Origin of the sequence: Citrobacter sp. ABFQG, from assembly GCF_004322975.1 — a bacterium.
Lineage (GTDB): Bacteria > Pseudomonadota > Gammaproteobacteria > Enterobacterales > Enterobacteriaceae > Citrobacter > Citrobacter freundii.
Map to the genome: position 1 here is coordinate 1186496 of NZ_CP036435.1, position 19286 is coordinate 1205781.

The window sequence follows — 19286 nt, forward strand, 5'->3', positions numbered from 1 at the left end:
ATACAAAGTGGCGGCTTAATCGCCACTTTGTAGCATATTTTTTCATTTCCCCTCTAATAGCCACAATTTACACCTGGATATTTGATATCGTTTAGGTATCAATTCTGTGTTGATTTTTTTATCGCTGAACTCTGCAAAGAGAGCAGTGCCAACCGGTGAGCGGCGTTTGCTAAACGCTTGCCAGAGTAAGGGATGGTTTAATGACCCAAACAATAAAAAAGATGAGCCTGCCAGGTCTCATTCTCATGATATTTACGTCAGTTTTCGGTTTTGCTAATAGCCCCTCCGCATTCTATTTAATGGGGTATAGTGCAATACCGTGGTATATATTTTCTGCATTATTATTCTTTATTCCATTTGCTTTAATGATGGCGGAAATGGGGTCTGCCTATCGGAAAGAAGAGGGGGGAATCTATTCGTGGATGAATAATAGCGTTGGACCGCGCTATGCCTTTATCGGCACGTTTATGTGGTTTTCTTCTTATGTGATATGGATGGTAAGTACTGCGGCGAAAGTCTGGGTACCTTTTTCAACCTTCTTGTTTGGCGCAGACATGACGCAGCACTGGCGTATTGCAGGGCTTGAGCCTACGCAGGTTGTCGGGCTGCTCGCCGTCGGCTGGATGATTCTGGTGACCTGCGTGGCATCCCGGGGTATTAATAAGATTGCGCGTATTACGGCAGTAGGCGGAATTGCCGTAATGTGTCTTAATTTAGTTCTGTTGTTAGTGAGTGTCGCTATTTTGTTATTAACTGGTGGCCACTTTGCACAGGATATTAATTTTATCTCCTCACCTAATCCCGGATATCAGTCCGGGCTGGCAATGTTGTCATTTGTTGTGTTTGCCATTTTTGCTTATGGCGGAATTGAAGCTGTAGGGGGACTGGTTGATAAAACAGAAAAACCAGAAAAGAACTTTGCTAAAGGCATTGTTTTTGCCGCTATTGTCATTTCTGTTGGTTATTCACTGGCTATCTTTTTATGGGGCGTTAGCACCAACTGGCAGCAGGTATTAAGCAATAGCTCGGTCAACCTCGGCAATATTACTTATATCCTGATGAAGAGCCTCGGGATGACGTTGGGTAATGCGCTGCATCTTTCCACTGAGACCGCGATGGTGATGGGCGTATGGTTTGCACGTATTACCGGGCTTTCCATGTTCCTTGCCTATACCGGCGCTTTTTTCACCCTCAGCTACTCACCGCTGAAAGCGATTATTCAGGGCACGCCGAAAGCGTTGTGGCCCGCGCCGATGACCAAACTGAATGCCGTAGGGATGCCGACGACGGCAATGTGGTTACAGTGCCTGCTGGTGAGCCTGTTTATCCTGTTGGTTTCATTTGGTGGCGATACGGCTTCAGCGTTCTATAACAAACTGACGCTGATGGCGAACGTATCCATGACGCTGCCGTATCTGTTCCTGGCGCTGGCGTTTCCGTTCTTTAAAGCCCGTCCGGGTCTGGAAAGACCGTTTGTTGTCTTTAAAACCCGAGCGGCGACGCTGCTGGCAACGGGTGTGGTCGTTCTGGTGGTGACGTTTGCCAACGTGTTCACCATCATCCAGCCGGTAATTGAAGCCGGGGACTGGAACAGTGCCTTGTGGATGACCGGCGGCCCGATCTTCTTCTCGCTGCTGGCGATGGCGATTTATGAGAACTATCATCGCCGCGCTGACAGTCAGCCGGTTCTGGTGACAGAGTAAATTGGGCCGTTGTAGGTCGGATAAGGCAATGCCGCCATCCGGCAATCAGCATCGAATTGCCTGATGGCGCTACGCTTATCAGGCCTACAAGACCCGCACCGTAGCTCGGCGTCACTGCGTTCGGGCTACTCAGGTATTACAAACTTCCCGCCGGGCGACTGCCTCTTCCAGCAGAACTTAATGTTCTGCCTGTTTGCTTACCGCCGAGGCTCTCCAGACGCATCTGGAACGGTGGGAATGGCATATCAATACCATGCTCGCGGAAGCCTGCCAGAATCAACTGGTGGATTTCATGGCGCAGCGGCATGCGATGCCCCATTTCAGCGGCATAAATACGCAGTTCGAAGATTTGAATTCCTTGTTGCAGGTCAACCAGGAAGACTTCTGGCGCCGGGTTATCGATAACCAGCGAGCAACGATGTGCGGCAGTCAGCAGGATCTGCGTAACCTCCTCGCTGTTAGCCTCCGACGGTGCCGGGATGGTTAACACCACACGGGTAACCGAATCGGATAGCGACCAGTTGATAAACTGTTCGGTGATAAAGGCTTTGTTGGGTACGATGATCTCTTTGCGGTCCCAGTCGCTGATAGTGGTGGCACGGGTATTAATTTTCGTCACGCTACCGGTGAGATCGCGAATTGTAACCGTGTCGCCAATGCGGATTGGCTTTTCAAACAGGATAATCAGGCCGGAAATAAAGTTGGCGAAGATCTCCTGCAAACCAAAGCCCAGACCGACACCGAGAGCCGCCACCAGCCATTGCAGTTTGGACCACTCAATACCGATCATCGAGAAGCCCACCAGGCCGCCAATCAGCATCAGAAGATACTTAGTGATAGTGGTGATGGCGTAACCGGTGCCGGGGGTTAAATCCAGATGTTGCAGTAGCGCCAGCTCCAGCAACGCGGGTAGGTTGCGCACTAGCTGGGTGGTGATGATAAACACCAGAATAGCAATGAGCACCGCGCCCAGCGTTATCGGTTCTAAGCTTTCCACGCCCTGCACCGTGGAGGTGACATCCCACAACGAGATGTTTTCCAGGAAGCCGAAAGCGGAATGAATTTCTGACCACAGCACAATAACCGAGAGCAGGGCGATAAGCATCAGGATAGAACGTACCAGGCGCAGCGATTGCGCGCTGATTGCATCCAGATCCACTTCGCTTTCATCTACATCGATCGTACCTTCAAGGCTGGTTGAATGAGGTGGTTCCTCTTCGCCCCGCGCACGTTGCGCCAGCATTTCGGCGCGTCGATGTTTGGCGCGGTCAAACGCAAGGCGGCGGCGCTGAATTAGCATCCAGCGGCGGATGACGTGATACACCACCAGTAATAAGAACCAAATCGCCACGGATGTTTCCAGACGTGCCAGCAGGGCTTGCGATGTGGCGAGATAACCCACTGCCGCAGCGAGAATGGCAATCAGCGGCGCGCCCATCAGCATATTCCACAGCATACTATTGACCATGTTATCGCTGTTGCCCTCTTTATCGAGGTACAGCGGTATCCCGGCGCGTTTCAGGCTCAGGGTCACGACCGCCAGCGCACCGCAAATCAGAATAAAGCACAGACGTCCCAGCGAGGCGGAGAATTCCCGGTCATTGAGATTATCAAACATAATCACCGCCATGATCAGCGGAACAATCAGTCCGATGCTCATCAGGTAGTAGTGCATGGCTTTCGCGACGCGGTTACGTGGCCAGCCAAAGTGGGCAATGAACAGACCGTTGGGACGCGCAAAGGTGGCGCAAATCATTACCGCCCATAGCATAGGCACCGTGGCGGTAACGCCATCGCCGATAGCAACAGCCAGCGGGTAAGGCCAGGCTTCCTGCAACCCGTAACCGAGCGTTGCCCATAACACCGGCAACGGAGAAGCGACGAGTATTGACCAGAATACCGTGCGTATTGTCAGCCAGAAATGGTCCTGGGTGACTTTCCCGACTCGCGCGGACGAGCGTTCAAGGAAACGGGTGAAGTGCTTGCGCGAAGAGAGGCTAAAGCCAACCAGCACCAACGCCGCGAACAGCGGCAATAGTGTTTCTTTGCTGGTCAGCATCATGACGCTGGCTTTACCCAACTGATTAAACGTATCTAATGAGATCAAACGTCGCAGATCCTGAACGATGTCGACAGGCCAGGAGAGCGAGATGGGACTGACGTCTGACGTCCAGAACAGATAGCGGTGCGTTGCTTCGTTGACCTCTTTTAGCGCATCTTCCAGTTGGCTGTTGGAGACTTTGAGCTTGGTCAGCTCAAGGATCAGCGTATCGCCGCCCTGTAACAATGAGTTCAGCAGCTCGCGCTGGGTGCGTAGCTGGGCGTTGAGAATACTGCTCTGTTCAGCGGTCAGCGGTTGTCCATCGGCCTGATGAATCTGACGCAGCTGCGGCTGTTTGTTGAGGAGATCCTCATAGCGCATACGGTGCACGCGAAGCTGCGCCATTTCGGTATCCAACTGCTGGGGCTTGGGCATTTCCGGCAGACGGGATACCTGCGCGCGCAGCGCTTCTCCCAGCATATTTGAAACCCCAAGCCACTGAGACTGCTCTCGCAGCGTATTCAAGGCCTGGCGGACCTGCAGCGTTTGGCTGGCAGCCTGACGCTGCTGCGAGGCGACCAGGTCCATACGTTGCGCCTGCTGGTTCAAGGCCTGAGACAGCTCGCGGTTAACCTTGAACTGATCGACAATACCTTCCGGCAGTCCCGCGCTGTTTTCCGCCAGCAGTTCGGTGCTTTCCAGCGCTCGCTCTGCTTCACGTTGACGCTGACTGTTGAGTTGATTGCGCAAAGCCTGCAGGTAAGTGTCGAGTTGTTGACTCTGTTTTTCCGCCAGTTCGGAGCGCATACGCGCCAGTTCCTGACGGTTATTGGCAGAAAGCTGTGCCAGCTCCAGTTCATCGACCAGGGCTTTAAGTTTGGCGGATTCAGCTTGCATCGCCTGATTCTGCGCGGAATTGCCGTTGGCGGTACCAATGCGGCGCTCAAGCTCATTGAGCTGGCGGCGGGCATCGGTTTGCTGTTGAGGAAGCTGGCTTAACGAGTCGGCGATTTCCCGGGCGCGATCCTGCTCCTGCTGGGCCTGACGACTCTTTTCCAGCAGTTGGCTGCTAACCTGGAGGATCTCCTGGTTTAATGCATCGGTAGAGAGTCCAGTTGGTACATTGCGCGGTTCATCGCGCAGGTTACTAAGCTGTGCGCGTAACGTTGCGGACAGCTTGGGGAAGTTATCAATAACCTGCTGATATTGCTGTGCGCGCTCGAGAGAGCCTTTCCGCTCCTCAAGGGCATTCAGCGCGGACTGGAGCGCCTCGACGGTTTCTGGCTGAGCGGGTTTTGCCGCTTTTGCCTGCTCCAGTTCCTGTGTGAGTTGTTTGGCATCGGGGGCCGTCGCAGCGTACGCCCCCAGGCTGAGGCACCAGGCCATCAGAAAAGTGATAATCAGGCGCACAGCAGCGATTCCTATGTTTAACTTTCGTCTTTTTTGTCGTCAACCAGCGGGCTGGCGTCGTGTTCTGCTTCGATCTCTTCTTTCGCCAGCGGGGCCGGTTCTGTCTCTGGCGTCACGAAAGTCTCGGTCGAGATGGCCATTGGTTGGCCGATTTTGGTCAGGGAAAGATCCTGCAACTGCTCAACCAGGTTAACTTTGCCAGGTGCGAACAGGTTGATGACGGTGGAACCGAGCTTAAAGCGGCCCATTTCCTGACCTTTCAACAGCGCCACCGACCCTTCGCTTTCGCCTTCCGGCCAGGTCCAGCGCTTGATGACGCCTTCACGCGGTGGGGTAATGGTGCCAGCCCATGTGGTTTCAATGCTGCCGACGATAGTCGCGCCGACCAGAATCTGCACCATCGGACCAAATTCGGTATCAAACAAACAGATTACGCGTTCGTTGCGGGCAAACAGGTTCGGTACGTTTTGCGCAGTCAGGATGTTTACAGAGAAGAGATCGCCCGGCACATACATCATTTCACGCAGGATACCGTTACACGGCATGTGTACACGGTGGTAATCGCGTGGAGACAAGTAAGTGGTCACAAACGTACCGTTGCGAAATTTGTCCGCCATCTGATAGTTGCCAGCCAGCAGCGCTTCAAGGGTATAGCTGTGCCCTTTAGCCTGCAGCAATTTGTCTTCTTCGATGTTGCCTAACTGGTTGATCACGCCGTCAGCGGGCATGACCAGTACGTTTGGATCGGTATTAATCGGGCGAGCATCGTCGCGCAGCGGGCGAACAAAGAAGTCATTAAAGGTGCGATAGCTGGCGGTGTCCGGCTTTTGCGCCTCTTTCATATCGACCTTGTAATATTTCACGAACAGATCGATAACCAATTTGGTCAGCCATCCCGCTCGTTTGCTCGCACCCCAACCCGCCAGGCGAGTGAGCCATAGTTTCGGCAGAATGTATTGTAGCGAAAGCTTAAATGAGTTTAACAAGGTAGCCTCCAGGCCATAATTTGTTCCCGATCCGGCATGTGGACCGGATCCTGAAAAAAGGGGGACGATTCTAGCGATGCTTAGCTTAGTTGTCAGTTGTCTGTATCAGAAAAGTTTTTACGCGTTTTTACCTGCGCCATGCTTTCCAGGATGCGGTGATAATTTTCAAACCGGGTTTCGGCTATGGCCCCTTTTTCTACAGCCTCACGGATAGCGCAGCCTGGATCGGTATCATGCTTGCAGTCGCGGTATTTGCAATGGCCCAGGTAGTCATGAAATTCGACAAAGCCATGCGTGATTTGTTCCGGCTCCAGATGCCACAGTCCGAACTCACGTACGCCAGGGGAGTCGATAACGTCGCCGCCGTGCGGGAAGTGATACAGGCGAGAGGCCGTGGTAGTGTGCTGTCCAAGACCGGAGTTGTCGGAGACATCGTTGGTCAGGATCTCTTCCTGCAGGCCGAGAAGATTATTGAGCAGGCTGGATTTACCTACGCCCGACTGACCGGCAAAAATGCTGATGCGATCGGTTAATGCTTCTTCAAGCGGTTTCAGGCCGTCTTTAGTGCGGCTGGATACCATCAACACCCGATAGCCAATGTCGCGATAGATATCCATCTGTTCGTTAACGAAGGCCATGCCTTCATCATCCAGCAGATCGATCTTATTCAGTACGATAATTGGTTCAACATGTAGCGTTTCGCAGGCTACCAGATATCGGTCGATAATATTGAGTGACAGCTCGGGTAAGATGGCTGAGACAATAACGATCTGGTCGATGTTGGCGGCAATAGGTTTTACCCCGTCGTAAAAGTCGGGACGTGTCAGTACCGAGGTACGATCGTGTACCGCTTCAACGATACCTTTGACATTCACGCCTTCAGCCGCCGCTTTACCTGGGCGCCAGACTACGCGATCGCCAGTAACCAGCGAGCGAATTGTACGGCGGATGTTGCAGCGGTGAATTTCACCGTCAGCAGACTCTACGTCGGCATGCATGCCAAAACGGCTGATAACGATGCCTTCAGCGGTTTCGCCAAACAGGTTGTCGTCGTAGTCGGGCTTCTCCGTGGACGTTTTGAGACGACGCTGGTGATTGGCGTTCACACGGCGCTGTTGGCCTTTGGAGAGTTTATTCTTACTCAATCGGACTGGCTCCTGGTCGCCCATGATGGGCAAAACATTTATGATACACACAATTTTAGATCAATGTAGTCACACTGAATGTGACGCTGAAGGGTGGAAAATAGCATGAGTGCCAATGAAAACAACCTGATTTGGATCGATCTGGAGATGACAGGTCTGGATCCCGAGCGCGATCGCATTATTGAGATCGCCACGCTGGTGACGGATGCCAACCTGAATATTCTGGCAGAAGGACCGACAATTGCGGTGCACCAGTCCGACGAACAACTGGCATTAATGGATGACTGGAACGTACGTACGCACACCGGTAGCGGGCTGGTGGAACGCGTGAAGGCGAGCACCATGGGCGATCGTGAAGCAGAACTGGCCACGCTGGCTTTTTTGAAAGAGTGGGTTCCGGAAGGGAAATCACCTATCTGTGGCAACAGCATCGGCCAGGATCGTCGTTTCCTGTTTAAATACATGCCGGAGCTGGAGGCGTATTTCCATTATCGCTATCTGGACGTCAGCACGCTCAAAGAACTGGCGCGTCGTTGGAAGCCGGAGATCCTGGCTGGCTTCACCAAGCAGGGAACGCATCAGGCGATGGACGACATTCGTGAATCTGTTGCTGAGCTTGCTTACTATCGCGAACATTTTATTAAGCTTTGATTTTGTTCTCCGGTGGCTTGCGTCACCGGCTTTTTGACGCTAAATTGTTCAGCTTGATTGTAAAGTAATCACTTGAACGAATTTTCGAAAAAAACGTATTCAAGGGGGTTGCAGCTAAACGGATTTCTCGTATAATGCGCCTCCCGTAACGACGCAGAAATGCGAATTACGACAGCAACAAATTTGCGGGAATAGCTCAGTTGGTAGAGCACGACCTTGCCAAGGTCGGGGTCGCGAGTTCGAGTCTCGTTTCCCGCTCCAAAATTTGAAAGTGCTTATTAAGCACAGACGCACCCAAGCGGGAATAGCTCAGTTGGTAGAGCACGACCTTGCCAAGGTCGGGGTCGCGAGTTCGAGTCTCGTTTCCCGCTCCAAAATTTGAAAGTGCTTATAAGCACAGACCACCAATCGCAGTATTTCGAATTGCGACAAGGCGGCAACTGAATGAGTCCTTAGGAGCTTACTGAAGTAAGTGACTCAGGCGAATGAAGGCAGCCAACGCAGTAGCGGTTCGAAAGACGAAGATTATGCGGGAATAGCTCAGTTGGTAGAGCACGACCTTGCCAAGGTCGGGGTCGCGAGTTCGAGTCTCGTTTCCCGCTCCAAATTCTTACCTCAATAAAAATATCCACAACGAATAATCGCGTTGGGGACGTTTTGTTTCGTCATTGACATACTCTTGTAAACAGACTTATCCACAGGTTCGGGTATTATTCCTGGAATGCAAAAAGCTTCGCCGGGTAAATAGTATCATTTTAACTAATTGAAATTATTGACTTAATTATCATTTCAAATTGTTAATGCGATCACTTGACGATTTTTTCCTTCTTGAATATCAATGTGTTTTTATTTTTATACACAAGCTGTGGATGACTTAAGCGTCGCGCGGCAGACCCTTCTCAATGACCCTGACCAAACGTTGTTTCTTCGGTAGCTGCACCTCAACTACGCAGGCATTTCGCTTCTCGATTTGCTGAGCAACCGCCCAGTCTATGTGTTCGTCGAGAAGTGGGTGCTCACCTCTGCGACTTTCCAGCGCGAGAATAACAGCGTCATTCCAGGGAGCATTACCCAACGCAACGGCGATATTTCGCAGCCAGCGCAGGTGGCCAATACGACGAATGGCAGACCCCTCCGTGACTTTTAAAAACCACGCTTCGCTCCAGCTAAACAGCTCTATTAACTCCGGAGCATGAAGCTGCTTGCGCGGGTTGAAGTCATCCTCTGTCGTCAACTGTGAATAGCGGTTCCACGGGCAAATGAGCTGGCAATCATCGCAGCCGTAAATTCGATTCCCCAACAATGGACGAAACTCTTCCGGTATCGGGCCTTCCAGTTCGATAGTGAGATAAGAGATACAGCGGCGCGCATCTACGGTGTAGGGTTCAACGATGGCCCCGGTGGGACAGATTGTCATGCAGGCGACGCATTTCCCGCATCCTTCTTCTGCTGGTTGGTCGACCGGCAAGGGTAAATCGATCAGTAATTCCCCGAGGAAGAAAAATGAACCGGCTTCGCGATTGAGGATTAGTGAGTGCTTACCTGTCCAGCCAAGCCCGGCTTTTTCCGCCAAAGGACGCTCAAGAATGGGCGCAGAATCGACAAAAGGTCTAAAATTCAGCGAAACGCAGTGCTGTTGAATCATCTCTCCCAGCTTTTTTAAGCGGTTACGTAGCAGCTTATGGTAGTCGCGGCCAAGCGCGTAACGGCTGACGTAACCCAGAGAAGGGTTCTTCAACGTGCTGGCAAAGGCTGCTTTGGCAGGAAGATAGTTCATACGTACGCAGATGACACGTAGCGTACCGGGCAACAATTCGTGGGGGCGGGCGCGCATCATGCCGTGACGGGCCATCCAGTCCATCTCGCCGTGGTATTGTTTATCCAGCCAGGCCTGCAGTTTGGGCTCTGCTTCGCTGAGGTCGGTATCGGCAATACCGACCTGCTGAAAGCCAAGCTCCAGCCCCCACTGCTTAATATTTTGCGCTAACTGATTGAGATCGAGGGGCTCTGACATGACGGACCATACAATGAAGAAAAACCCCGCAAGTATACCACACTCCATCTGGCACGCCGATGATATCAGGCGGATGGAGCGAGAGGCGGCAGACAGTTTAGGGCTGACGTTGTATGAGCTGATGCAACGGGCGGGAGAGGCGGCGTTTCAGGTCACCCGTGAGGCTTACCCGAACGCCCAACACTGGCTGGTGCTATGTGGTCACGGCAACAACGGCGGTGATGGTTACGTGGTGGCAAGACTTGCCAAAGCGCAGGGTTTTAATGTTACGTTGCTGGCGCACGAGAGTGATAAACCGCTCCCCGAGGAAGCGCAGCAGGCGCACGACGCCTGGCTTAACGCCGGTGGCGTTATTCATGCTGCTGATATTAACTGGCCAGACAGCGTGGACGTCATTATCGACGCGCTGTCAGGTACTGGCTTAAAAAACGCGCCGCGTGAACCTCTCCCGGCGTTGATCGAACGTGCCAATAGCCACCCAGCCCCTACAATTGCAATCGACATTCCCTCTGGCCTGCTTGCGCAGACGGGGGCGACGCCGGGGGCAGTCATCAACGCTGCGCATACCGTTACCTTTATTGCGCTCAAGCCAGGTCTGCTTACCGGTAAAGCACGCGATGTCACCGGACGTCTGCATGTTAACGCACTCGGGCTGGACGACTGGCTGGCGGGGCAGAACGCGCCGCTGCAACGTTTTGATGCTCAACAGCTTGCGCACTGGCTAACGCCGCGTCGGCCCACCTCACACAAAGGCTCCCACGGTCGGCTGGTGATTATCGGCGGCGACCACGGCACGGCAGGTGCAATACGTATGGCCGGTGAAGCGGCGTTGCGTGCGGGGGCCGGGCTGGTCAAAGTATTGACGCGCAGGGAGAACATTGCGCCTGTTCTGACTGCCAGACCAGAACTGATGGTCGATGCGCTGACGCCGCAGACTCTGGAAGAGAGCCTGGCATGGGCGGATGTTGTGGTGATAGGACCTGGGCTTGGTCAGCAGGAGTGGGGCAAAAAAGCGCTGCAAAAAGTGGAGAATTTTCGCAAACCGATGCTCTGGGATGCGGATGCGCTGAACCTGCTGGCAATCAACCCCGATAAACGTCACAATCGCGTGATCACGCCGCATCCAGGTGAAGCCGCGCGACTGCTGGGCTGTTCCATTGCAGAAATTGAAGACGATCGCTTACTTTGTGCACAACGTCTGGTAAAACGGTACGGAGGCGTGGTAGTGCTGAAAGGCGCGGGTACGGTTGTTGCTGCTGAACAAGCTGAGTTAGGTATTATTGATACTGGCAATGCAGGGATGGCCAGCGGCGGAATGGGGGATGTGCTTTCCGGTATTATTGGCGCATTGCTCGGACAGAAGCTTACCCCGTATGATGCAGCATGTGCGGGATGTGTTGCGCACGGAGCGGCGGCGGATGTGCTGGCGGCGCGTTTTGGTACGCGCGGCATGCTGGCGACAGATCTCTTTACCACGCTACAGCGTATTGTTAACCCTGATGTGATTGACGTTTATCATGATGAATCGAGTAATTCCACTACCTGATGAGCAGGCAACTTTAGACCTGGGGCTGCGGGTAGCCAAAGCCTGTGACGGCGCGACGGTTATATATTTGTACGGCGACCTGGGGGCGGGTAAAACCACTTTCAGCCGGGGATTTCTGCAGGCGTTAGGTCATAAAGGTAATGTAAAAAGCCCCACCTACACGCTGGTTGAACCCTATTCACTCGATAACTTGATGGTATATCACTTCGATTTATACCGACTTGCGGACCCGGAGGAGCTGGAATTTATGGGGATCCGCGATTATTTTGCCAATGATGCCATCTGCCTGGTGGAATGGCCGCAACAAGGTAAAGGTGTACTGCCAGACCCGGACGTCGAAATACACATTGAATATCAGGCGCAAGGTCGAGAGGCGCGCGTAAGCGCAGTCTCCTCATCGGGTGAATTATTGCTGGCGCGTTTAGCCGAATAACCTTAAGGGTGGCGGGATGATTTATCGCATCAGAAACTGGCTGATGGCAACCCTGGTCCTGCTGTGCGCGCAGGCAGGGGCCGCCAGCCTCTCCGATCTTCAGGTTTCCAATGGCAATCAACAGGCGCGGATTACGCTGAGCTTTATTGGCGAGCCTGAATACGCCGTGAGCCAGGACGGGAAACGCACCGTCGCGCTGGATATAAAACAAACCGGAGTGATTCAGGGATTACCGCTGCTGTTTAGCGGCAATAATCTGGTGAAATCTATCCGCTCCGGCACGCCAAAAGATGCGCAGTCCTTGCGTCTGGTGGTGGATTTAACCGAGAACGGCAAGGCCGAAGCCGTTAAACGCCAAAACGGCGGCAATTATACCGTTGTGTTTACCATCAAAGCGGATGCGCCACCGCCGCCGCCTCCACCTTCAGTGGTTGTTAAGCGTGTTGAAACGCCGGTTGTCGCCCCTCGTCCTGCCGAGCCTGCGCGTAACCCGTTTAAAGCAGAGAACGATCGCACCACGATGGTGACCAACAGTAATACCTCCACACGACCTGCGGCGCGCGCCAGCACCGGCAGCGGTGAAAAAGTGGTTATTGCCATTGATGCCGGACACGGCGGGCAGGATCCGGGGGCGATTGGCCCTGGCGGCACGCGTGAGAAAAACGTCACGATTGCCGTGGCGCGTAAACTGCGCAGCTTGCTCAATGATGACCCAATGTTTAAAGGCGTACTCACCCGTGATGGCGATTACTTTATCTCGGTGATGGGGCGTTCAGACGTCGCACGTAAACAAAACGCCAATTTCCTGGTTTCTATTCACGCGGATGCCGCGCCAAACCGTGATGCCACAGGTGCTTCCGTTTGGGTGCTGTCGAACCGTCGGGCGAACAGTGAGATGGCCGGCTGGCTGGAACAGCACGAAAAACAATCAGAGCTGTTGGGCGGCGCGGGCGATGTGCTGGCAAACAGCCAGTCCGATCCTTATCTCAGCCAGGCCGTACTGGATCTGCAGTTCGGTCATTCGCAGCGCGTCGGGTATGATGTGGCGACCAGCATGATCGGCCAGTTAGAACGTATTGGTTCGATGCATAAGCGCCGTCCGGAACACGCCAGTCTTGGCGTACTGCGTTCGCCTGATATCCCGTCTGTGCTGGTTGAAACCGGCTTTATCAGTAACAACAGCGAAGAACGTCTGTTGGCGAGCGATGATTACCAGCAGCAACTGGCTGAGGCGATATACAAAGGATTGCGTAACTATTTCCAGGCGCACCCGATGCAAACTGGACCGCAGGGCGCGCCGGCGCAAACCGCCAGCGCCATATCGCCGGGTAACACGTTAACAAATTAAGGATTAGCCATGCCGATTCAGGTTCTACCGCCACAGCTGGCGAACCAGATTGCCGCAGGCGAGGTGGTAGAACGGCCTGCGTCAGTGGTGAAAGAGCTGGTGGAAAACAGCATCGATGCCGGTGCGACGCGCATTGATATCGATATTGAGCGCGGCGGCGCGAAGCTTATCCGTATTCGTGACAACGGCTGCGGGATTAAAAAAGACGAGCTGGCGCTGGCGCTGGCGCGTCATGCCACCAGTAAAATAGCCTCGCTTGACGATCTTGAGGCCATCGTGAGCCTCGGATTTCGTGGCGAAGCGCTGGCAAGTATCAGCTCCGTGTCTCGTTTAACCCTGACGTCGCGCACACAAGAGCAGCCTGAGGCCTGGCAAGCCTATGCTGAAGGGCGCGACATGGATGTGACGGTAAAACCTGCTGCGCATCCAGTGGGAACCACACTGGAGGTGTTAGATCTGTTCTACAACACCCCGGCGCGGCGCAAATTTATGCGCACCGAGAAAACTGAATTTAATCATATCGACGAGATTATTCGCCGCATTGCGCTGGCGCGTTTTGATGTGACGATTAATTTGTCTCACAACGGCAAAGTGGTGCGTCAGTACCGGGCAGTGGCCGCGGATGGGCAGAAAGAGCGCCGGCTGGGCGCGATTTGCGGCACGCCGTTTCTGGAGAATGCGCTGGCGATTGAATGGCAGCATGGTGATTTGACGCTGCGCGGCTGGGTGGCCGATCCTAACCACACAACGGCGGCACTGGCAGAAATACAGTACTGTTATGTGAATGGTCGGATGATGCGAGATCGGCTGATCAACCATGCTATCCGCCAGGCCTGTGAAGATAAGCTGGGAGCCGATCAACAACCCGCTTTTGTGCTGTATTTGGAAATCGATCCGCATCAAGTGGATGTCAACGTACACCCAGCTAAACATGAGGTCCGTTTCCATCAATCCCGCCTGGTGCACGATTTTATTTACCAGGGCGTGTTGAGCGTCCTGCAACAGCAGCTTGAAACGCCGCTGCCGTTGGCTGATGACGACGAACCCGCTCCAAGGCACATCCCGGAAAACCGCGTTGCTGCCGGACGTAACCATTTTGCCGAGCCGGCTCCCGCGCGTGAACCTGCGACACCGCAGTACTCAACTGGCGCTGGAAACGGCAGTAGTGGCGCAGGCCGTCAGGCGGGGGCCAGTTGGCCTCATGCCCAACCCGGATACCAAAAGCAGCAGGGCGAAATTTATCAGAAACTGATGCAGACGCCGGCTCCAACGCGTAAAACGCCGGTCTCTGAAACATCATCGGTACCTCTGAGTGGCAGTAGTCAGGGCTTTGGCCGGGTGCTAACGATTGTCGGTGCAGACTGCGCGTTACTCGAGTGCGATGGCCATATTCGGTTGCTGGCATTACCGGTGGCTGAGCGTTGGCTGCGTCAGGCGCAATTAACGCCGGACCAGGGGACCGTTTGCGCCCAGCCGTTGCTGATCCCTTTACGTTTAAAAGTCAACGCCGATGAAAAAGCGGCGCTGCAAAAAGGACAGAGCCAACTGGCTGAGCTGGGCATTGAATTTCAACTGGATGCGCAGCATGTGACCATCCGGGCGGTGCCTTTACCCTTACGCCAACAAAATTTACAAATCTTGATTCCTGAACTGATAGGCTACCTGGCGCAGCAATCCGTATTCGAGCCGGGCAATATTGCGCAGTGGATCGCACGTAACCTGATTAGCGAGCATCCACAGTGGAGTATGGCACAGGCGATTACGCTGTTAGCGGATGTTGAGCGGCTCTGCCCACAACTCGTGAAGGCACCGCCGGGTGGTTTGTTACAACCTGTTGATTTACATTCGGTAATGAATGCCCTGAAACATGAGTGATACCCGTAAGGCGAGCCTGCCAAAGGCGATTTTTTTGATGGGGCCAACGGCCTCCGGTAAAACGGCACTCGCAATTGAATTGCGTAAAGTTTTGCCCATAGAGTTGATAAGCGTTGATTCCGCCCTTATTTACAAGGGGATGGATATCGGTACAGCCAAGCCCGATGCAGATGAATTACAGGCCGCGCCGCACCGATTACTGGATATTCGCGATCCGTCGCAAGCGTACTCCGCTGCGGATTTTCGTCGCGATGCGTTAGCCGAGATGGCCGACATCACCGCCGCGGGGCGTATCCCGTTGCTGGTGGGCGGCACAATGTTATATTTCAAAGCCTTGCTTGAAGGGCTGTCGCCGTTACCGTCGGCGGACCCGGAAGTCAGGGCCAGAATTGAGCAGCAGGCGGCAGAGCAGGGTTGGGACGCGTTACACCGACAGCTTCAGGACATCGATCCGGTGGCTGCGGCGCGTATTCATCCAAATGATCCGCAAAGACTTTCCCGGGCACTGGAAGTTTTTTTCATTTCGGGTAAAACTTTAACGGAGCTGACGCAAACGTCAGGAGATGCTTTGCCGTATCAGGTGCATCAGTTTGCAATCGCCCCGGCGAGCCGTGAACTGCTCCATCAGCGAATTGAGCAGCGTTTTCATCAGATGTTAGCTTCAGGTTTTGAAGCAGAAGTCCGGGCGCTTTTTGCCCGTGGAGATTTGCATACGGATTTGCCTTCCATTCGTTGTGTAGGGTATCGCCAGATGTGGTCATACATTGAAGGTGAAATTTCATACGATGAAATGGTTTATAGAGGTGTTTGCGCCACGAGGCAGTTGGCGAAGCGACAGGTAACCTGGTTGCGTGGTTGGGAAGGGGTGCACTGGCTTGACAGTGAAAAGCCTGACCAGGCGCGAAACGAAGTATTACAGGTTGTTGGTGCTATCGCGAACTGAATGTGTACAATTGAAACGTATCGTGCGCAATTTTTCAGAATCGAAAGGTTCAAAGTACAAATAAGCATATAAGGAAAAGAGAGAATGGCTAAGGGGCAATCTTTACAAGATCCGTTCCTGAACGCATTGCGTCGGGAACGTGTTCCAGTTTCTATTTATTTGGTGAATGGTATTAAGCTGCAAGGTCAAATCGAGTCTTTTGATCAGTTCGTGATCCTGTTGAAAAACACGGTCAGCCAGATGGTTTATAAGCACGCGATTTCTACTGTTGTCCCGTCTCGTCCGGTTTCTCATCACAGCAATAATGCCACCGGCGGCACTGGCAGCAACTACCATCACGGTAGCAACGCGCAAGGTTCATCTGCGCAACAGGACAGCGAAGAAACCGAATAAGGTTATTAGCTGTTTTACATACGGGGAGCCAGCGATCCTGCGTTCCCCGTTGATTTATATTAAGGGGTTGACGCTTGTTTGACCGTTATGATGCCGGTGAGCAGGCGGTACTGGTACACATCTATTTTTCGCAAGACAAAGATATGGAAGACCTCCAGGAGTTTGAATCTCTGGTTTCTTCCGCCGGTGTCGAAGCAATGCAGGTGATTACCGGGAGCCGTAAAGCACCGCACCCGAAGTATTTTGTTGGTGAAGGTAAGGCAATCGAAATTGCCGAAGCCGTAAAAGCGACTGGCGCTGCGGTGGTGATTTTTGATCATGCTCTGAGCCCCGCCCAGGAACGTAACCTGGAACAGTTGTGCCAGTGTCTTGTTATCGACAGGACCGGTCTTATTTTAGATATTTTTGCCCAGCGTGCGCGCACCCATGAGGGTAAGTTGCAGGTTGAGCTGGCGCAGTTGCGCCATATGGCTACGCGTCTGGTCCGTGGCTGGACCCACCTTGAAAGGCAAAAAGGCGGGATTGGTTTGCGCGGTCCGGGTGAAACCCAGCTCGAAACCGACCGTCGTTTGCTGCGTAATCGCATTTTGCAAATACAGTCGCGCCTGGAAAAAGTTGAAAAGCAACGTGAGCAGGGGCGGCAGTCGCGCAAGAAAGCGGATGTCCCAACCGTATCACTGGTGGGATATACCAACGCCGGAAAATCCACCCTGTTCAACCAGATCACCGAAGCCCGGGTTTATGCAGCGGACCAGCTGTTTGCGACCCTGGACCCAACGTTGCGCCGCATAGACGTGGCGGACGTGGGTGAGACCGTGCTGGCGGATACCGTAGGGTTTATCCGCCATTTGCCGCACGACCTGGTGGCGGCATTTAAAGCCACCTTGCAGGAAACACGTCAGGCAACATTGCTGCTGCACGTTATTGATGCTGCAGATTTTCGTGTGCAGGAAAACATCGAGGCAGTCGACACGGTGCTCGAAGAGATCGATGCGCATGAGATCCCGACCCTGCTGGTGATGAATAAAATCGATATGTTGGATGACTTTGAGCCGCGTATCGATAGAGATGAAGAGAATAAACCCATTCGCGTTTGGGTATCAGCGCAAACGGGGATTGGTATACCACAACTTTTTCAGGCTTTGACTGAGCGACTTTCCGGTGAGGTGGCGCAGCATACGTTGCGTTTGCCGCCGCAGGAAGGGCGTTTGAGAAGCCGGTTTTATCAACTTCAGGCAATAGAAAAAGAGTGGATGGAGGAAGACGGCAGCGTAGGTCTGCAGGTTCGTATGCCGATCGTAGACTGGCGTCGCCTCTGTAAACAAGAACCGGCACTGGAAGACTATGTTGTCTGATCTGACGGATATGGCCTGAAGATTTTTTCGCCTCTATACCTTGTGGATTTTGTGCGGCAGGAAGGCGGCAAGTCCTGAAATCTCCAGGAGCATAGTCAACTATGTGACTGGAGTTGAGGGACGCAGCCAACGCATCGGCAGCGCAAAAGACGCAGGTATAGCATCGCATAACAAATATGGAGCACAAAAATGGCGTGGAATCAGCCCGGTAATAACGGACAAGACCGCGACCCCTGGGGAAGCAGCAAACCTGGCGGCAACCCTGAGGGAAATGGAAACAAAGGTGGTCGCGAGCAGGGACCTCCCGATCTGGACGATATCTTCCGCAAACTGAGTAAAAAGCTCGGTGGTCTGGGTGGCGGTAAAGGTACTGGTTCTGGCGGCGGTAGTTCATCGCAAGGCCCGCGTCCGCAACTGGGCGGGCGAGTCTTTACTATCGCAGCGGCCGCCATCGTCATTATCTGGGCGGCTAGCGGTTTCTATACCATTAAAGAAGCGGAACGTGGCGTGGTGACACGCTTCGGTAAATTCAGCCATTTGGTTGAACCGGGTCTGAACTGGAAACCGACCTTTATCGATGAAGTGACACCGGTCAACGTTGAAGCCGTGCGTGAACTTGCCGCATCCGGCGTTATGCTGACCTCTGACGAAAACGTCGTGCGCGTCGAAATGAACGTACAGTACCGCGTGACCGATCCGCAGCGTTACCTGTTTAGCGTAACCAGTGCGGATGACAGTCTGCGTCAGGCAACTGACAGCGCCCTGCGTGGGGTTATCGGTAAATACACCATGGACCGTATCCTGACCGAAGGGCGTACCGTTATTCGTAGCGATACCCAGCGTGAACTGGAAGAAACGATCCGTCCGTACAACATGGGTATAACCTTGCTGGACGTCAACTTCCAGGCCGCACGTCCGCCGGAAGAAGTAAAAGCCGCGTTTGACGATGCTATCGCAGCACGTGAAAACGAACAGCAGTACATTCGTGAAGCAGAAGCATACACCAACGAAGTTCAGCCGCGTGCAAACGGTCAGGCTCAGCGTATTCTGGAAGAAGCGCGTGCGTATAAGACTCAGACCATCCTGGAAGCACAGGGTGAAGTGGCTCGCTTCGCAAAAATTCTGCCGGAATATAAAGCCGCACCGCAAATTACCCGTGAGCGTCTGTATATCGAAACCATGGAAAAAGTGCTGAGCAATACCCGCAAAGTCCTGGTTAACGATAAAGGCAGCAATCTGATGGTTCTGCCGCTGGATCAAATGCTGAAAGGTGGTAGTGCGCCAGCAGCAAAGACTGACAGCAGTTCAAACCTGTTGCGTCTGCCGCCAGCAACGACTTCCAGCACTGGAGCAAGCAATACATCGTCCACCAGTCAGGGCGATATTATGGACCAACGCCGCGCGAATGCGCAGCGTAACGACTACCAGCGTCAGGGGGAATAA

Annotated in this window: 14 protein-coding genes and 3 tRNA genes; 13 read left to right on the forward strand and 4 right to left on the reverse strand. The window is 53.4% G+C overall.

All coding sequences use genetic code 11. From position 1 onward, the window contains the following. Positions 1-200 precede the first annotated feature (200 nt). Positions 201-1703: a glutamate/gamma-aminobutyrate family transporter YjeM gene (gene yjeM / locus WN16_RS05790; RefSeq protein ID WP_044699191.1), complete on the forward strand. Its 1503-nt coding sequence runs from the start codon at positions 201-203 to the stop codon at positions 1701-1703. A 136-nt stretch (positions 1704-1839) separates the two neighbouring features. Here the strand turns inward: yjeM and mscM are convergent, their stop codons facing one another. From mscM to rsgA, 3 genes are all read right to left on the reverse strand, one after another. Continuing rightward, positions 1840-5154, reverse strand: coding sequence for a miniconductance mechanosensitive channel MscM (gene mscM, locus WN16_RS05795; protein ID WP_003839472.1), 3315 nt, complete (start codon positions 5152-5154; stop codon positions 1840-1842). A 17-nt stretch (positions 5155-5171) separates the two neighbouring features. After that, positions 5172-6140: an archaetidylserine decarboxylase gene (gene asd / locus WN16_RS05800; RefSeq protein WP_044699186.1), complete on the reverse strand. Its 969-nt coding sequence runs from the start codon at positions 6138-6140 to the stop codon at positions 5172-5174. A gap of 92 nt (positions 6141-6232) precedes the next feature. Next, the gene (rsgA, locus tag WN16_RS05805; protein ID WP_003025561.1) at positions 6233-7285 is read right to left on the reverse strand and encodes a small ribosomal subunit biogenesis GTPase RsgA; all 1053 of its coding nucleotides are present in this window, start codon (positions 7283-7285) and stop codon (positions 6233-6235) included. A 105-nt stretch (positions 7286-7390) separates the two neighbouring features. On the opposite strand from rsgA, the gene orn reads away from it, so the two are divergent. From orn to WN16_RS05825, 4 genes are all read left to right on the forward strand, one after another. Further along, positions 7391-7936, forward strand: a complete 546-nt coding sequence (orn, locus tag WN16_RS05810) for an oligoribonuclease (RefSeq protein ID WP_003839477.1) — start codon at positions 7391-7393, stop codon at positions 7934-7936. A gap of 185 nt (positions 7937-8121) precedes the next feature. Next, positions 8122-8197 (forward strand) — tRNA-Gly (locus tag WN16_RS05815). A 37-nt stretch (positions 8198-8234) separates the two neighbouring features. Then, positions 8235-8310 (forward strand) — tRNA-Gly (locus WN16_RS05820). Positions 8311-8465: 155 nt separating this feature from the next. Next, positions 8466-8541, forward strand: a tRNA-Gly gene (locus WN16_RS05825). Between the two features lie 269 nt (positions 8542-8810). Here WN16_RS05825 and queG read toward each other — a convergent pair. Beyond that, positions 8811-9950 carry a tRNA epoxyqueuosine(34) reductase QueG gene (gene queG, locus WN16_RS05830; protein WP_044699183.1) on the reverse strand — a complete coding sequence of 380 codons (1140 nt, stop codon included), beginning with the start codon at positions 9948-9950 and terminating at the stop codon, positions 8811-8813. Between queG and nnr the strand changes: the two genes are divergently transcribed. From nnr to hflK, 8 genes are all read left to right on the forward strand, one after another. Further along, positions 9949-11496, forward strand: a complete 1548-nt coding sequence (gene nnr / locus WN16_RS05835) for a bifunctional ADP-dependent NAD(P)H-hydrate dehydratase/NAD(P)H-hydrate epimerase (protein ID WP_044699181.1) — start codon at positions 9949-9951, stop codon at positions 11494-11496. The genes queG and nnr overlap by 2 nt on opposite strands. Next, entirely contained in the window at positions 11468-11929 is a 462-nt protein-coding gene (gene tsaE, locus WN16_RS05840) for a tRNA (adenosine(37)-N6)-threonylcarbamoyltransferase complex ATPase subunit type 1 TsaE (RefSeq protein ID WP_003025570.1), read from the forward strand. The genes nnr and tsaE overlap by 29 nt, the downstream gene beginning before the upstream one ends. 16 nt (positions 11930-11945) lie before the next feature. Next, positions 11946-13277 (forward strand): N-acetylmuramoyl-L-alanine amidase AmiB, encoded by a 1332-nt coding sequence (amiB, locus tag WN16_RS05845; protein WP_044699179.1) that lies wholly within the window; start codon positions 11946-11948, stop codon positions 13275-13277. 9 nt (positions 13278-13286) lie between these two features. Further along, a complete protein-coding gene (gene mutL, locus WN16_RS05850; protein ID WP_003844967.1) occupies positions 13287-15152 on the forward strand; it encodes a DNA mismatch repair endonuclease MutL in 1866 nt (621 codons plus the stop codon). After that, entirely contained in the window at positions 15145-16095 is a 951-nt protein-coding gene (gene miaA, locus WN16_RS05855) for a tRNA (adenosine(37)-N6)-dimethylallyltransferase MiaA (protein WP_003839486.1), read from the forward strand. Before mutL ends, miaA begins: the two co-directional genes overlap by 8 nt. 84 nt (positions 16096-16179) lie before the next feature. Then, positions 16180-16488, forward strand: coding sequence for an RNA chaperone Hfq (gene hfq, locus WN16_RS05860; RefSeq protein ID WP_003025584.1), 309 nt, complete (start codon positions 16180-16182; stop codon positions 16486-16488). Between the two features lie 74 nt (positions 16489-16562). Then, positions 16563-17843, forward strand: coding sequence for a ribosome rescue GTPase HflX (gene hflX / locus WN16_RS05865; protein WP_003025589.1), 1281 nt, complete (start codon positions 16563-16565; stop codon positions 17841-17843). 189 nt (positions 17844-18032) lie between these two features. Continuing rightward, positions 18033-19286 carry an FtsH protease activity modulator HflK gene (gene hflK, locus WN16_RS05870; RefSeq protein ID WP_003025593.1) on the forward strand — a complete coding sequence of 418 codons (1254 nt, stop codon included), beginning with the start codon at positions 18033-18035 and terminating at the stop codon, positions 19284-19286.

Coding starts and splice junctions, on each gene's coding strand:
- queG (WP_044699183.1), bottom strand. CDS start 9,950: ATGTCAGAGCCCCTCGATCTCAATCAGTTAGCGCAAAATATTAAGCAG.
- tsaE (WP_003025570.1), top strand. CDS start 11,468: ATGATGAATCGAGTAATTCCACTACCTGATGAGCAGGCAACTTTAGAC.
- hfq (WP_003025584.1), top strand. CDS start 16,180: ATGGCTAAGGGGCAATCTTTACAAGATCCGTTCCTGAACGCATTGCGT.
- yjeM (WP_044699191.1), top strand. CDS start 201: ATGACCCAAACAATAAAAAAGATGAGCCTGCCAGGTCTCATTCTCATG.
- mutL (WP_003844967.1), top strand. CDS start 13,287: ATGCCGATTCAGGTTCTACCGCCACAGCTGGCGAACCAGATTGCCGCA.
- orn (WP_003839477.1), top strand. CDS start 7,391: ATGAGTGCCAATGAAAACAACCTGATTTGGATCGATCTGGAGATGACA.
- miaA (WP_003839486.1), top strand. CDS start 15,145: ATGAGTGATACCCGTAAGGCGAGCCTGCCAAAGGCGATTTTTTTGATG.
- nnr (WP_044699181.1), top strand. CDS start 9,949: ATGACGGACCATACAATGAAGAAAAACCCCGCAAGTATACCACACTCC.
- hflK (WP_003025593.1), top strand. CDS start 18,033: ATGGCGTGGAATCAGCCCGGTAATAACGGACAAGACCGCGACCCCTGG.
- amiB (WP_044699179.1), top strand. CDS start 11,946: ATGATTTATCGCATCAGAAACTGGCTGATGGCAACCCTGGTCCTGCTG.